Genomic DNA, 14,560 nt, shown 5'->3' with positions numbered 1-14,560 from the left:
AGGGGCGCTTATCTGGAAGGGTAGCATTATGGCTATTGCACAACCGGCAGCGCGGCCGGCAAACTCGCGTTTTTCTTCTGGCCCCTGCGCCAAACCCCCCACATTCGATCTGACGAAACTCGCCGACGCCGCTTTAGGGCGCTCGCACCGTGCCGCTATTGGCAAGGACAAGCTGAAAGCCGCCATCGAAGGGACGCGCAAGGTTCTGGGCATCCCCGCCGATTACAAGATCGGCATCGTTCCGGCCTCCGATACCGGGGCTGTTGAAATGGCGCTTTGGTCGCTACTGGGCGAACGCAAGGTCGAGATGCTGGCTTGGGAAAGTTTCGGCGCGGGCTGGGTTACGGACGTGGTCAAGCAGCTGAAGATTGATGCCGAGGTGAAGACTGCGGACTACGGCCAGATTGTCGACCTCGCTTCGATTGATTTCGCCAATGACGTTGTTTTCACATGGAACGGTACCACCAGCGGCGTGCGCGTACCCAACGGCGACTGGATTGCCGATGACCGACAGGGGCTGAGCATCTGCGACGCGACCTCGGCCGCCTTCGCAATGGACCTGCCCTGGGACAAACTGGATGTGACCACGTTCTCTTGGCAGAAAGTGCTGGGTGGCGAAGCGGCGCATGGCATGCTGATCCTAAGCCCTCGCGCGGTGGAACGGCTGGAAAGCTATACCCCCACGTGGCCGTTGCCCAAGATCTTCCGGCTGACCAAAGGCGGCAAGCTGATCGACGGGATCTTTACCGGTGCCACCATCAATACGCCCTCGATGCTGGCGGTTGAGGACTACCTTTTTGCACTGGACTGGGCGCGCTCGGTCGGAGGCCTGCAGGGCTTGATTGCGCGCGCTGACGCCAATGCAGGTGCAGTGCATGCGTTCTGCGATCGGAATGACTGGATAGATAATCTGGCCGAGGATGCGGCGACGCAGTCGAATACCAGCGTTTGCCTGAAATTCACTGATGACCGGATCGCTGATGGCGCAACTTTCGCCAAAGCCGTTGCCAAACGGTTGGAAGCCGAAAACATCGCGCTGGATATCGGCGCCTATCGCGACGCGCCTGCGGGCCTGCGCATCTGGTGCGGCGGTACGGTCGAGACCTCGGATATCGAGATGATGCTGCCCTGGCTCGAATGGGCCTATCACGCAGAACTCGCCGCACAGACCGAAGCGGCCTGACGCGCGTTTGCCAACACAATTCGGAGCCCAACGGCCCCGCTCTCCCTTGCAGTCAAAGGACCAATGAAAATGGCCCCTAAAGTACTTGTTTCCGACAAGCTAAGCGAAACTGCCGTCCAGATCTTCCGCGATCGCGGCATCGAAGTGGATTTCGAGCCCGATCTGGGCAAGGACAAAGACAAGCTGGCCGAGGTGATCGGCCAATATGATGGCCTCGCCATCCGCTCGGCAACCAAGGTCACCGAAAAGATCCTCGCCAATGCCGACAACCTCAGGGTTATCGCCCGCGCCGGAATCGGCACCGACAACATCGACAAGGATGCCGCGTCGAAAAAGGGTGTGATCGTGATGAACACGCCATTCGGCAACATGATCACCACCGCCGAACACGCGATTGCGATGATGTTCGCCGTGGCACGCCAGATCCCCGAGGCCAGCGCCTCGACCCATGCGGGCAAGTGGGAAAAATCCAAGTTCATGGGCGTGGAACTGACCAACAAGACCCTTGGCGTGATCGGTGCGGGCAACATCGGCGGCATCGTCTGCGACCGCGCGCGCGGGTTGAAGATGAAGGTCATCGCCTTTGACCCCTTCCTGGGGCAGGAAAAGGCCGACAAGATGGGCGTCGAAAAGGTCGAGCTGGAAGACCTGCTGGCACGCGCCGATTTCATCACTCTGCACGTGCCGCTGACCGACCAGACCCGCAACATCCTGAGTCGTGAGAACCTCGCCAAAACCAAGAAAGGCGTGCGCATCATCAACTGTGCCCGCGGTGGTCTGGTCGACGAAGAGGCGCTGGCCGAGATGCTGCAGTCGGGCCATGTCGCAGGCGCGGGTTTTGACGTATTTGCAGTCGAACCGGCCAAGGAAAATACCCTGTTTAACCTGCCCAACGTGGTCTGCACCCCGCATCTGGGCGCGGCCACCACCGAAGCGCAGGAAAACGTGGCGCTACAGGTGGCCGAGCAGATGTCGAACTATCTGCTGACGGGTGCGGTTGAAAACGCGCTGAACATGCCCAGCGTGACGGCGGAAGAGGCCAAGGTCATGGGCCCGTGGATCAGTCTTGCCGGTCATCTGGGCAGCTTCGTGGGTCAGATGACCGACGAGCCGGTCAAGGCGATCAACATCCTCTATGATGGTGTCGCCGCCGAAATGAACCTGGCCGCCCTGAACTGTGCCGCGGTCGCGGGGATCATGAAAAAGTTCAATCCCGAGGTGAACATGGTCTCGGCCCCCGTGGTGGCCAAGGAACGCGGTATTCAGATCAGCACCACCAATCAAGACAAATCCGGCGCGTTCGCGGGCTATATCAAGGTGACCGTGGTGACCGACAAGCGCGAGCGCTCGATCGGTGGCACCGTGTTCAGTGACGGCAAGCCACGCTTCATCCAGATCAAGGGCATCAATATCGACGCCGAGATCGGGCGGCACATGCTCTATACCACCAACGAGGATGTCCCCGGCATCATCGGCGCGCTGGGCCAGACCATGGGTAGCAACGGCGTGAACATCGCGAACTTTACCTTGGGGCGCACAGGCGCTGGCAAGGAGGCAATCGCGCTGCTCTATGTCGACGAACCGGTTCCCGCCGAGGTTCGCGCGATGCTGGCCGAGACAGGTCTGTTCAAGCAGATCAAGCCGCTGGAATTCGACGTGGCCTGAGACCGCCATACGCACTCAGATCGGCCGTCCCAGTAGGGGCGGCCTTTTTTTTGCTGCGGCGGCACGACAAAACACTTCCCCTGCGCGCCGCGGCGCGGCACAAACCCGGCAACAGCCACGGAGGCACGGATGACGGACCCGATTTACGCGATAGGCGATATTCACGGGCAATTGGATGAGTTGCATCGTGCCCTGTCGCTGATCGAGTCCGATGGCGGTCCGGATGCCCGCATCGTCTTTCTCGGCGACTATGTTGATCGTGGCCCCGACAGTCGGGCGGTGATCGACCTGCTGATCGAGGGGCAGCAGGTTCGGCGAAACTGGATCACGCTGCTGGGCAATCACGACCGCATGTTTGCGTGGTTCATGGAAGAAGTGCCGCGTCACGATCCGCATCTGTTGGTCGGCTATCACTGGCTGCACGATCGGTTGGGTGGCATTGAAACGCTGCAAAGCTATGGCGTGACCTTTGAAGAGCCGACCCGACTTGAGGATCTGCACGCAACAGCGAAAGAGATCATACCGCAGGCCCATGTCGATTTCCTGCGCGGGTTGCAGCCGATGTTCGAGACACCCGACCTCGCCTTTGTCCATGCCGGTATCCGCCCCGGCGTGCCACTGGCACAGCAGAACGAAAATGATCTGGTCTGGATCAGGCAGAGCTTTCACACTTGTTTAGAGCCGCATCCAAAGCTGATCGTACATGGTCACACACCGGTTGACGTGGTCAGCCACTACGGAAACCGGATCAATCTGGACAGCGGCGCGGGCTATGGCCGGCCGCTGACTGCGGCAGTATTCGAAGGCTCGAATTGCTACATATTGACCAAGCGCGGACGCGTCCCGCTTCTGCCCTGATCCCGCCTATTCATCTGGCAAGAAATATCCCGGGGGCGAATTGTTCGCAGGCCAAAGGGGCTGACCCCTAACCTCCGCTCCAATCCAGCACGACCTTTCCGGATTGCCCCGATTTCATCGCGGCAAAACCTTGCACAAATTCATCAACACCAAACCGGTGCGTGATCACCCGGCTCACATCCAACCCGTTCTGCAGCATGGCAATCATCTTGTACCAGGTCTCGAACATTTCGCGCCCATAAACACCCTTGATGGTGATCGCCTTGAAGACGATCCGGCTCCAATCCACCGGCGATTTCCCCGGCGGGATGCCCAGCAGGGCGATCTTGCCACCCATCACCAGCGCTTCCACCATCTGATCCAGCGCGACCTGAGAACCCGACATCTCGAGCCCGACATCGAAGCCTTCCTTTAGGCCCAGCTCGGCGATCACATCGCCTAGTTCTTCGTGTGAGACATTGACTGTCCGCACGCTGGGCACCACATTTTCGGCGAGGCGCAGTCGGTCCGGGTTGATGTCGGTGATCACCACATTGCGCGCCCCGGCATGACGCGCGACGGCGGCGGCCATGATCCCGATGGGGCCGGCGCCTGTGATCAGCACGTCCTCGCCCAGCAGATCAAAACTGAGCGCGGTATGCACCGCGTTGCCCAGTGGGTCGAGAATGGCGCCGATTTCATCTGGAACGTCATCCGGCAAAGGCACGACATTAAAGGCGGGCAGCTTGAGATATTGCGCAAAAGCTCCCTGTTCGTTCACACCGATGCCGCGCGTGCCGGGATCCAGGTGGAACTTGCCCGCCCGGCTCTGACGGCTTTCGGTGCCGATCAGGTGCCCCTCGCCGGAACAGCGCTGGCCAATCTCCAACCCGGTCACATCTTTGCCGATCTCGACGATTTCACCTGCAAACTCGTGGCCGGTGATCATCGGCACTGGCACGGTCGAGGCAGCCCAGTCATCCCAGTTCCAGATATGGATATCGGTGCCGCAAATGCCGGTCTTGGTCACCCGGATCAGCACCTCGTCTGGACCTATTTCGGGGACTGGCGCCTGCACCATCCACAAGCCTTCCTCGGGCTTGGACTTCTCCAGCGCCTTCATCGTGTTGGGTCGCATCAGATCACCCCCAAAACCTTGCCGACCTTGCCAAATGCTGTCAGCGCTCGATCCAATTCGCCCTTTGTTAGAGCCGCATTCATCTGGGTTCTGATCCGAGCTTGCCCGCGCGGCACCACCGGAAAGAAGAAGCCCGAGACATAAACGCCCTCCTCAAACAACTGTGCCGCCATGTCCTGCGCCAATTGGGCTTCGCCAAGCATTACTGGGATGATCGGATGTTCACCCGGCAGCAGGTCAAAGCCCAGCTTCTCCAGCCCGGCACGCCAATGGTTGGCATTGTCGAAAAGCCGCGCGCGTAGGTCGGCGCCCTCTTCTACCAGACGGATTGCCTCAAGCCCGGCGGTGACGATTGACGGCGGCAGCGAGTTCGAGAACAGATAGGGCCGCGCCCGCTGCCGCAGAAGGTCGATCACTGGCTGCGGCCCGGCGATATAACCGCCGATTGCCCCTCCGAGTGCCTTGCCCAGCGTCCCTGTCAGGATGTCCACGTCGACACCAAAATGATCCGGCGTGCCCGCGCCATTCGGCCCCATGAAGCCGGCGGCGTGGCAGTCATCGACCATCACGATGGCATCATAGCGGTCGGCCAGGTCCCGGATCGCGGGCAGGTTGGCCAAGTAGCCGTCCATCGAGAATACGCCATCGGTCGCAATCATGATATGGCGCGCCCCGTCCTCGCGCGCTTGTTTCAGCCAAGCCTCAAGATCATTCATGTCGTTGTTCAGGTAGCGATAGCGCTTGGCCTTGCACAGCCGTACACCGTCGATGATCGAGGCATGATTCAGGCTGTCCGAAATGATCGCGTCTTCAGGCCCTAACAAGGGCTCAAACAGCCCGCCATTGGCATCGAAACAGGCCGCGAACAGGATCGCGTCATCCTTGTTCAGGAACGTCGCCAGCCGCTGTTCCAGCTGGCGGTGGATGTCCTGCGTGCCACAGATGAAACGGACCGAGGCCATGCCAAAACCCTTGGGCTCCATCGCGTCACGGGCTGCGGCAATCAGATCGGGGTGATCGGCCAGCCCCAGATAGTTGTTGGCGCACAGATTGATGACCTGCCGCCCTCCCACGATGATTTCGCCGCCTTGCGGCGAGGTGATTATACGTTCGCGCTTGTAAAGCCCCTCGGCCTCGATCTGGGTGAGCGTATCAGAGATATGGGACAGGAATGCGTGCGACATGGCGACCTCCGTTTGAGTCGCACATCTATCATAACGGATGGGATTCCCAAATAGGGGATTTCACGATACTGGAAAAATATCCGTAAAGGTGGAAATCGGCCGATCAAGCATTCTTGACGATCAGGAAAACCCGCGCCGCGCCGTCCCGCGCCGCAATCGCATGCGGAACATCTGCGGCGTAGCGTGCCGTGTCGCCGGCCTCCAGATTATTGACCGCCGTGCCCGAGGTGACGCGCACGCTTCCTTCCAGCACGGTCAGCTGTTCTTGCGCGCCGCGCATATGCGGTTGGCTGGCCAGCAAACCGCCCGTGTCAAAGCGAATATCGTAGACCTCATGCCCGCCCGCCTCTTCGGGCGGAGACAGGATGCGGATGCGGCATCCCTGTCCCATGTTGTCGATGCTGGGCACTTCGCCTTTGCGCAGGACTTCGATCCGGTCGGCGGTATCCCCGTCTTCGAGCAAGCCGGCGAAATCAACCTGCAGCGCGCGGGTCAGGTTCCACAGTGTTGCTATGGTCGGGCTGCTTTCGCCGCGCTCGATCTGGCTGACCATCGAGCGGGACACCCCGCTGAGATTTGCCACCGCTTCCAGCGACAGGCCCTGCGCGCGACGGGCCTCTTTCAACCGCGCTGGCAGGCGGTTCAGGATATCGTCAGGTTTGTCCGTCATGACGGATTTTTTGCGCGTCAGGGCGGTGTTTGTCAATTGCCCATGTGACCCCACGTCCCATAGGACCTTGAGCTGGGCTAAGTGCATACTCCCCGAAATATCGTGAGGAGTGATACATGACCGATGTCGTAATTCTGGATGGTGCACGCACCGCTATTGGCACATTTGGCGGGGCGCTAGCCTCGACCGCACCGATTGATCTGGCCACCGTCGTGACCGAGGCCGCTCTGGAGCGGTCCGGCGTTAAGGGCGGGCAGATCGGCAATGTGGTCTTTGGCCATGTGATCAATACCGAACCGCGCGACATGTATCTAAGCCGCGTTGCCGCGATGCAGGCAGGTATTCCGAACGGCACACCTGCGATGAACGTGAACCGACTGTGCGGGTCCGGGGCACAGGCGATCGTATCGGCGACGCAATCCCTGATGCTGGGTGATGCGGAGTTTGCCGTTGCAGGTGGTGCCGAGAGCATGTCGCGCAGCCCCTATATCACCCCCTCGACCCGCTGGGGGCAGAAGATGGGCGATGTGGCCTCGCTGGACATGATGCTGGGGGCGCTGAACTGCCCGTTCGGCACCGGCCACATGGGTGTGACCGCCGAGAATGTTGCCGATGAGCATCAGATCACCCGCGAGGATATGGACGGGTTTGCTCTGACCAGCCAGAGCCGGGCAGCGGCGGCGCTCGAGGCGGGTCTGTTCAACAGCCAGATTGCTCCGGTGCAGGTCAAGGTCCGTCGCGACATGGTCGACTTCAAGGTCGACGAACACCCCAAGCCCACCACCGCCGAGGCGCTGGCCGGGCTGCGCGCGGTGTTCAAGAAAGACGGCCGGGTGACCGCTGGCAACGCGTCGGGCATTAATGACGGCGCGGCCGCGATGGTGCTTGCGCGGGCTGATGCGGCAGAGCGTGCCGGTCTGAAACCCAAGGCACGTATCCTGGGCTATGCCCATGCCGGTGTTCGGCCTGAGGTGATGGGCATCGGCCCGGTACCGGCGGTACAGAACCTGATGAAGCGGACCGGTTTGTCGGTGGATGATTTCGACGTCATCGAAAGCAACGAGGCATTTGCGTCGCAAGCGCTGGCTGTGAACAAGGAGCTTGGTCTGGATACTGCCAAGGTCAACCCGAACGGCGGCGCCATCGCGCTGGGCCATCCGGTGGGTGCGACCGGTGCGATCATCACCATGAAAGCGCTCTATGAACTGGAGCGCATCGGCGGGTCAAAGGGTCTGATCACCATGTGCATTGGTGGCGGTCAGGGTATCGCCATTGCCATCGAACGGCTCTGATCCGGATCGTTGCAGGGGGGCTGCCTGCCCCCCATCGCGCATTGCGCGTGTCCCCCAAGGGGAAAATTTTGGCCAGATGAAGCTTGAGGATCGGCTCAGAACAGGGCGCCGATCAGCAACACGATCCCGGCACCGAAGCCCGTCCCGGCAAGCGCGGTCCAGAGCGGCAGGGATTTCGGTGGCTTTGGCGGTTCTTCGGTCGACTGGGCGATCAGCATCTTTTCCACCAGTGCGGGCAGGCGTGGGCCGAACCGTGCCAACACCCTGGCGGTGTCGGAGAAATCCGACAGCACCGCGCGCGGGCCGATGGATTCGGTGATGTAGCTTTCCACCACCGGGCGCGCGGACTCCCAGATGTTCATATGCGGGTTCAGGGATCGGGCAACGCCCTCGACCACCACCATAGTGCGTTGCAGCAGGATCAGTTCGGTCCGGGTTTCCATCCCGAAGCGTTCGGTCACCTCGAAAAGGTAGGTGAGCAGCCGGCCCATCGAGATATGGCTGGCATCCATGCCGAAGATCGGTTCGCCCACCGCGCGCAGAGCGCGGGCGAATTCGTCGACATCGCGGTCGGCAGGCACGTAACCTGCCTCGAAATGCACTTCGGCCACGCGTTTGTAGTCGCGGCGGATGAAGCCGAAAAGGATCTCGGCATAGACTCGGCGCGTGTATTGGTCGATATGGCCCATGATGCCGAAATCATAGGCGATGATATTGCCATTGGGTGCGACCTTGAGGTTGCCCTGGTGCATGTCGGCGTGGAAATAGCCATCGCGCAGCGCGTGTTGCAGGAACAGCGTCAGCACCCGTTCGCTGAGGATACGGCGGTCATGACCTGCGGCGTCCAGCGCGTCATTGTCGCCCAGCGGCACGCCATCGGCCCAGCCCAGCGTCATCACCCGGCGCGCGGACAGCGACCACATGATCGTGGGCAGTTGAAAGCCTTCATCCTTTTGCGTGTTGGCGGCGAATTCCGATGCGGCGGAGCTTTCCAGCCGGAGGTCCAGCTCTCCGCGGACAACGCCATGAAAGTGTTCGATCACCTCCATCGGACGCAACCGGCGCGCGCCGGGCGCAAAGAGATCGACGATGCGGGCGGCGAGGTAGAAGGCGTCGATGTCTTTCTGAAATGCCCGCTCAATGCCCGGGCGCAGCACCTTGACCGCAACCTCGTTGCCGCCATTTGCGACGCGGGCCTTGTGGACCTGAGCGATCGAGGCGGCGGCGATCGGCTCACTGAATTCCTCGAACAGTTCGGGCACGGGCAGACCGAGTTCGCGCTCGACCTCCTCCATCGCCTCCTGCCGGGAGAACGGAGGCAGTTTGTCCTGCAACACCCGTAGCTGCACCGCCAACTCGTCACCCACCACATCCGGGCGGGTCGAGAGGATCTGGCCGAACTTGATATAGGCCGGGCCAAGCGCGGTCAGGGCACGGGTGGCGGGCGGCATGCCGGGGTCGCCCTTATAGCCGAGCCACAGGAACGGCTTGCCAAGCGCATGGGCCACGAAACGCAAAGCGGCTGGGGCCTCGAAGGCATCGAGCACTACGTTCATGGCGCCCGTGCGCTCCAACGTGGCGCCTGTGCGGATCAGACGGATGATGTTGTGGGGACCGCGCATGCGTCAGATTTTCCAGCCGGAATGCAGGGCGGCGATCCCCATGCTCAGGTTGCGGTATTTGGCGTTCTCGAACCCCGCCTTGCGGAGCATCGACAGGAAGGTGTCCTGATCGGGGAAGTTGCGGATCGATTCCACCAGATACTGATAGCTGTCGCGATCCCCGGCGATCATCTGCCCCATGCGCGGGATGACGTTGAAGCTGTATAGGTCATAGAGCTTTTGCAGCCCATCGTTGGGGATCTGGCTGAATTCCAGCACCATCAGGCGGCCACCGGGTTTCAGAACGCGAAACGCCTCGTTCAGGGCCTCTTGCGGGCGGGTCACGTTCCGGATGCCAAAAGAGATTGTGTAAACGTCGAATGTGTTGGCCTCGAAGGGCAGCGCCATCGCGTCGCCGACCACCCAGTCCAGACTGTCGGCCCTCTGCTCGGCCTCGGCGCGCTTGCGGCCTTCGATCAGCATCGGTTCGGTCAGGTCCAACACCGTGGCGTGACCGTGGCCCGCGCGCTTGAGGAACCGGAACGAGATGTCACCGGTGCCGCCCGCCACGTCCAGCAGCCGCTGACCGGGGCGCGGCGCGAGCCAGTCCATCATTGCGTCTTTCCAGACCCGGTGGATGCCGACGCTCATCACGTCGTTCATGATGTCGTATTTCGAGGCAACCGAGTTGAAGACGCCCTGCACCCGCCCTGCCTTCTCAGACTCGGGGACGGTTTCAAAACCGAAATGGGTGGTTGTGTCGCTTCTGTCTGACATGCGGCTTGCCGTTTTTGAATTTCGCCCTTGTTATAGGGCGCTGAGAGGCGGGCACAATGCGGCCCATTGGACAGGAGTGCCATAATGCCCGAATTGCCCGAGGTCGAGACCGTAAGGCGCGGCCTTTTGCCCGCGATGGAGGGTGTGGTCCTGAAACGGACCGAGGTCAACCGCCCCGATCTGCGCTGGCCGTTCCCCGATCGCATGGTCGAACGGCTGAGTGAAGTGCGCGTGGAACGGCTGCGGCGGCGGTCAAAATACTTGCTGCTGGATCTGAGCAGTGGGGAGACGCTGATTGTTCATCTGGGCATGTCTGGGCGAATGACTGTCTCCGGCGATCCGCTGGGCCAGTTCCTGCATGACCATCCAATGCCTGAAAAACATGACCACGTGGTTTTTCATATGGGCAACGGCGCGCGGGTGACCTTCAACGACCCGCGCCGGTTTGGTGCGATGGACCTGATACCGACCGACAGGGCCGACCAGCACAAACTGCTTGCGGTGCTGGGGCCGGAACCGCTGGGTAACAGATTTGACGAACCGCATCTTATCGCGGCGCTCAAAGCGCGCAACACGCCGGTGAAATCGGCGCTGCTGGATCAGGGAATCGTTGCCGGTCTGGGCAATATCTATGTCTGCGAGACGCTCTATCGCGCCGGTATCTCGCCGCGCCGCAAGGCTGGCAGAATTTCTGCAGCACGTGTCGCCGCGATGGTCCCCATCATCCGTTCGGTCCTGTTCGAAGCGATCGAGGCGGGCGGGTCTAGCCTGCGCGATTTCCGGCAAGCCGATGGAGAGCTTGGATATTTCCAACATCGCTTCGATGTTTATGACCGCGAGGGGCAGCCCTGCCGAACCCCCGATTGTCCCGGCGTAATCGCGCGCATCGTGCAGTCGGGACGGTCGTCCTTCTATTGTCCGTCTTGCCAAAGATAGCTTGAACCATAGGCTGTGCATGGTAAGGAATCGCTTCTGACCGGAACAACCGAAAGCACCACTCAATGGCTTTTCAGACGATCACCGTCGACATTGAAGACCACGTCGCCCTCATCAAGCTGAACCGACCCGACGCGCTGAACGCGCTCAACACCGAGTTGTTGGGCGAGCTGTGCACGGCGCTAGAAGCGGCTGAAGAGAACGACAAGGTCAGGTGCACGGTCCTGACCGGTTCGGACAAGGCCTTTGCGGCTGGTGCCGATATCAAGGAAATGTCCGAAAAGAGCTTTGTTGAGGTGTTTGAAGAGAATCTGTTTGCCTCGACCAATGACCGCATCGCCGCCATACGCAAGCCGATCATCGCAGCCGTTTCGGGCTATGCACTGGGCGGTGGGTGTGAACTGGCGATGATGTGCGATTTCATCATCGCAGCTGACAACGCCAAGTTCGGCCAGCCCGAGATAAATCTAGGCGTCATCGCGGGCATGGGTGGATCGCAACGTCTGACCCGTTTTGTGGGCAAGTCGAAATCCATGGACATGAACCTGACCGGGCGCTTCATGGATGCCGAAGAGGCAGAGCGCGCCGGGCTGGTCAGCCGTGTCGTTCCTGCAAAAAAACTGATAGAAGAAGCGATGGCTGCCGCGCAGAAGGTGGCCGAAAAATCGCAGCTGAGCGTTCTGGCCGCCAAGGAATCGGTGAACCGGTCTTACGAGTTGACCCTGAACGAGGGCATGCTGTTCGAACGCCGTGTCTTCCATTCGATGTTCGCCACCGAAGACCAGAAAGAAGGCATGGCCGCCTTCTTGGAAAAACGCGAGGCGCAGTTTCGCGACCGTTAATGGGCGTCGGATGCGCGGCCAGGCTGGATTGGCCAAGATTGGGCTTGGCAAGCCCCTCGAACTTGGGTAATGAGCGCCGCTATACATGCGCGTGCGGCCCGCTCAGGCTCGAATCACAAGGGTGACACTAGGTCCCTGCAGGTTCCGTCATTGCGCAATCGAGATAACGGAACCGGAACAAGGTAACAGACTACATGGCCAATTCGCCCCAAGCAAAGAAGCGCGCCCGTCAGAACGAAAAGCGTTTCGCAGTTAACAAGGCGCGGCGCTCGCGCATCCGCACCCACCTCCGCAAAGTTGAAGAAGCCATCGCATCCGGCGATCAGTCGGCGGCAACCGCAGCCCTGCGCGCGGCACAGCCGGAACTGATGCGCGGCGTGTCGAAAGGCGTCTTCCACAAAAACACCGCCTCCCGCAAGATGTCGCGCCTGTCCGCGCGCGTGAAGGCGATGGCCTGAACCGCCAGCGAATCCGCAAAAATTCGAAGATTGAAAAAAGGTACCCTCGCGGTGCCTTTTTTTGTGGCTGTTGCAACATTGCCGCTGTCCCGCAGGTGCTCGAGATTCGTTGTCAGTAAAGGCTGAGTCAACATCAGAGTTTCGTTGCCGCGTCGCCCATCGTGTTGCTACCACTGTTCCAGCGATTCACTCGCTGGGGGGACAGGACGTTTTCGGTCGGATCTGACAGGCATCAGAAAAGAGCGTAAACGCAAGCCACGGTTCGGGAGACACCCGAAGAATTGGTCTGCTGCAAGCTGCGTACTGCCACGCGGCGTAGCCCTGTCTAGACAAAGTTGTGTGCCGGATGAGAAGGGCACGGTTCCGTCGTCACTGCGGGTCCCGTGTGCTTGGTCGGTATTGTTGCCTGAGGGACGGGCAACTCGCATCGGATTCATTTCCGATGGCGCGATCCTCATGCGTGTGAACCGTGGCCGGCCCGAACCCGGTCAATAAATGGGCACAAATAATGGCCGCCCCGATGCGGCCTGGCAAAACGAGGGATGCGTGAGGCGCTTGATGACACAAGAGAAATGGGGACAACTTCGCGAACGGCTGCTCAAGACAGTCGGCAAGAACAACTATACGACCTGGATCGAGCCGATGAAATTTCAGGAACTGGAAGATGGCGTTGCCGTCTTTTCAGTACCGACAAATTTCGTGGGAAACTATGTAAGCCAGAACTTTGCGGATCTCATCCTGTATGAGCTGAACACGTCCGGGGAAGACGTGCGCCGCCTGGCATTTCGCGTTGCGGCAAACTCACCCGCACGCCCCGCCGCGTCCCCAGACGACGCGGACCAGCAGGAAGAGACGGAAATGCCCAATGTTGCACCCGTGAGTTCCGCATCTGCCAATGCACCGCTGGATGCGTTGCAGACCGCCCCTCTGGACAAACGATTCACCTTTGAACGCTTTGTCGTCGGCAAACCGAACGAACTTGCCCATGCCGCGGCCCGTCGCGTGTCCGAAGGTGGCCCGGTCACCTTCAACCCGCTTGTGCTGTATGGGGGTGTCGGGCTGGGCAAGACCCATCTGATGCACGCCATCGCCTGGGAACTGCGCGAACGCCAGCCCGAGCTTAATGTCCTCTACTTGTCCGCAGAACAGTTCATGTACCGATTCGTGCAGGCCCTACGCGAACGCCGCATGATGGATTTCAAGCACCTCTTCCGCTCGGTCGATGTGCTGATGGTCGATGATGTCCAGTTCATCGCCGGCAAGGACAGCACTCAGGAAGAGTTCTTTCACACCTTCAACGCGCTTGTCGACCAGAACAAGCAGATCATCATCTCGGCCGATCGCGCACCGGGTGAGATCAAGGATCTGGAAGACCGGGTGAAATCGCGCCTGCAATGCGGCCTGGTCGTCGATCTGCATCCTACTGATTACGAACTCCGTCTGGGTATCCTGCAGAACAAGGTGCAGCAGCACAGTGCCACCTATCCCGATCTGAAGATCCGCGACGGGGTGCTGGAGTTTCTGGCCCATCGCATTTCCACCAATGTGCGTGTGCTGGAAGGCGCCCTGACCCGGCTATTCGCGTTTGCCTCGCTGGTTGGGCGCGAGATCGACATGGAGCTGACTCAGGATTGTCTGGCCGATGTCCTGCGCGCCTCGGAACGCAAGATCACGGTCGAAGAAATCCAGCGCAAGGTCTCGGACTACTACAACATCCGGCTTAGCGATATCATTGGACCCAAACGACTGCGCTCTTATGCGCGACCCCGGCAGATTGCCATGTATCTGTGCAAACAGCTGACCAGCCGGTCCCTGCCCGAGATCGGGCGACGCTTTGGCGGCCGCGACCACACCACCGTCATGCACGGTGTGCGCCGCATCGAAGAGCTGAAGCTAACCGACGGCCAGATCGCCGAAGATGTCGAGATGTTGCGCCGCGCGCTGGAAGCCTGATCTCAGCCCGATTTCCCGGCCATT

The 14,560-nt window shown here is 60.5% G+C and carries 13 protein-coding genes; 8 read left to right on the top strand and 5 right to left on the bottom strand.

Annotated elements, in window-relative coordinates:
* Positions 1–28 precede the first annotated feature (28 nt).
* From AB1E33_RS19620 to AB1E33_RS19610, 3 genes are all read left to right on the top strand, one after another.
* Complete coding sequence (locus AB1E33_RS19620) at positions 29–1,183, top strand: phosphoserine transaminase (protein ID WP_372578952.1); 1,155 nt, start codon at positions 29–31, stop codon at positions 1,181–1,183.
* 69 nt (positions 1,184–1,252) lie between these two features.
* Positions 1,253–2,848, top strand: coding sequence for a phosphoglycerate dehydrogenase (gene serA, locus AB1E33_RS19615; RefSeq protein WP_372578951.1), 1,596 nt, complete (start codon positions 1,253–1,255; stop codon positions 2,846–2,848).
* A gap of 129 nt (positions 2,849–2,977) precedes the next feature.
* Complete coding sequence (locus AB1E33_RS19610) at positions 2,978–3,706, top strand: metallophosphoesterase family protein (RefSeq protein ID WP_372578950.1); 729 nt, start codon at positions 2,978–2,980, stop codon at positions 3,704–3,706.
* 67 nt (positions 3,707–3,773) lie between these two features.
* Here AB1E33_RS19610 and tdh read toward each other — a convergent pair whose 3' ends face one another.
* The 3 genes from tdh to AB1E33_RS19595 all read right to left on the bottom strand — a co-directional run bounded on the left by tdh (position 3,774) and on the right by AB1E33_RS19595 (position 6,677).
* Positions 3,774–4,808: an L-threonine 3-dehydrogenase gene (gene tdh / locus AB1E33_RS19605; RefSeq protein WP_372579054.1), complete on the bottom strand. Its 1,035-nt coding sequence runs from the start codon at positions 4,806–4,808 to the stop codon at positions 3,774–3,776.
* A gap of 14 nt (positions 4,809–4,822) precedes the next feature.
* A complete protein-coding gene (locus tag AB1E33_RS19600) occupies positions 4,823–6,007 on the bottom strand; it encodes a glycine C-acetyltransferase (protein WP_372578949.1) in 1,185 nt (394 codons plus the stop codon).
* Positions 6,008–6,110: 103 nt separating this feature from the next.
* Positions 6,111–6,677 carry a helix-turn-helix domain-containing protein gene (locus AB1E33_RS19595; RefSeq protein WP_372578948.1) on the bottom strand — a complete coding sequence of 189 codons (567 nt, stop codon included), beginning with the start codon at positions 6,675–6,677 and terminating at the stop codon, positions 6,111–6,113.
* Positions 6,678–6,793: 116 nt separating this feature from the next.
* Between AB1E33_RS19595 and AB1E33_RS19590 the strand changes: the two genes are divergently transcribed.
* The gene (locus tag AB1E33_RS19590; protein ID WP_372578947.1) at positions 6,794–7,969 is read left to right on the top strand and encodes an acetyl-CoA C-acyltransferase family protein; all 1,176 of its coding nucleotides are present in this window, start codon (positions 6,794–6,796) and stop codon (positions 7,967–7,969) included.
* Between the two features lie 95 nt (positions 7,970–8,064).
* Here AB1E33_RS19590 and ubiB read toward each other — a convergent pair whose 3' ends face one another.
* The gene (ubiB, locus tag AB1E33_RS19585; RefSeq protein ID WP_372578946.1) at positions 8,065–9,591 is read right to left on the bottom strand and encodes a 2-polyprenylphenol 6-hydroxylase; all 1,527 of its coding nucleotides are present in this window, start codon (positions 9,589–9,591) and stop codon (positions 8,065–8,067) included.
* Between the two features lie 3 nt (positions 9,592–9,594).
* Entirely contained in the window at positions 9,595–10,347 is a 753-nt protein-coding gene (ubiE, locus tag AB1E33_RS19580; RefSeq protein ID WP_372578945.1) for a bifunctional demethylmenaquinone methyltransferase/2-methoxy-6-polyprenyl-1,4-benzoquinol methylase UbiE, read from the bottom strand.
* 84 nt (positions 10,348–10,431) lie between these two features.
* Between ubiE and mutM the strand changes: the two genes are divergently transcribed.
* From mutM to dnaA, 4 genes are all read left to right on the top strand, one after another.
* Positions 10,432–11,283 (top strand): bifunctional DNA-formamidopyrimidine glycosylase/DNA-(apurinic or apyrimidinic site) lyase, encoded by an 852-nt coding sequence (mutM, locus tag AB1E33_RS19575; protein ID WP_372578944.1) that lies wholly within the window; start codon positions 10,432–10,434, stop codon positions 11,281–11,283.
* 65 nt (positions 11,284–11,348) lie between these two features.
* On the top strand, positions 11,349–12,125 hold the full coding sequence (gene acuK, locus AB1E33_RS19570) for an acryloyl-CoA hydratase (protein ID WP_372578943.1): 777 nt from the start codon (positions 11,349–11,351) through the stop codon (positions 12,123–12,125).
* A 194-nt stretch (positions 12,126–12,319) separates the two neighbouring features.
* On the top strand, positions 12,320–12,583 hold the full coding sequence (gene rpsT / locus AB1E33_RS19565) for a 30S ribosomal protein S20 (protein ID WP_372578942.1): 264 nt from the start codon (positions 12,320–12,322) through the stop codon (positions 12,581–12,583).
* A gap of 558 nt (positions 12,584–13,141) precedes the next feature.
* On the top strand, positions 13,142–14,536 hold the full coding sequence (dnaA, locus tag AB1E33_RS19560) for a chromosomal replication initiator protein DnaA (protein ID WP_372578941.1): 1,395 nt from the start codon (positions 13,142–13,144) through the stop codon (positions 14,534–14,536).
* Positions 14,537–14,560: the final 24 nt, after the last annotated feature.

It is taken from the genome of Ruegeria hyattellae, assembly GCF_041537925.1.
GTDB lineage: Bacteria > Pseudomonadota > Alphaproteobacteria > Rhodobacterales > Rhodobacteraceae > Ruegeria_C.
Note: the sequence above shows the minus strand (reverse complement) of the source record. Positions and strands in the feature narration are given on the sequence as shown.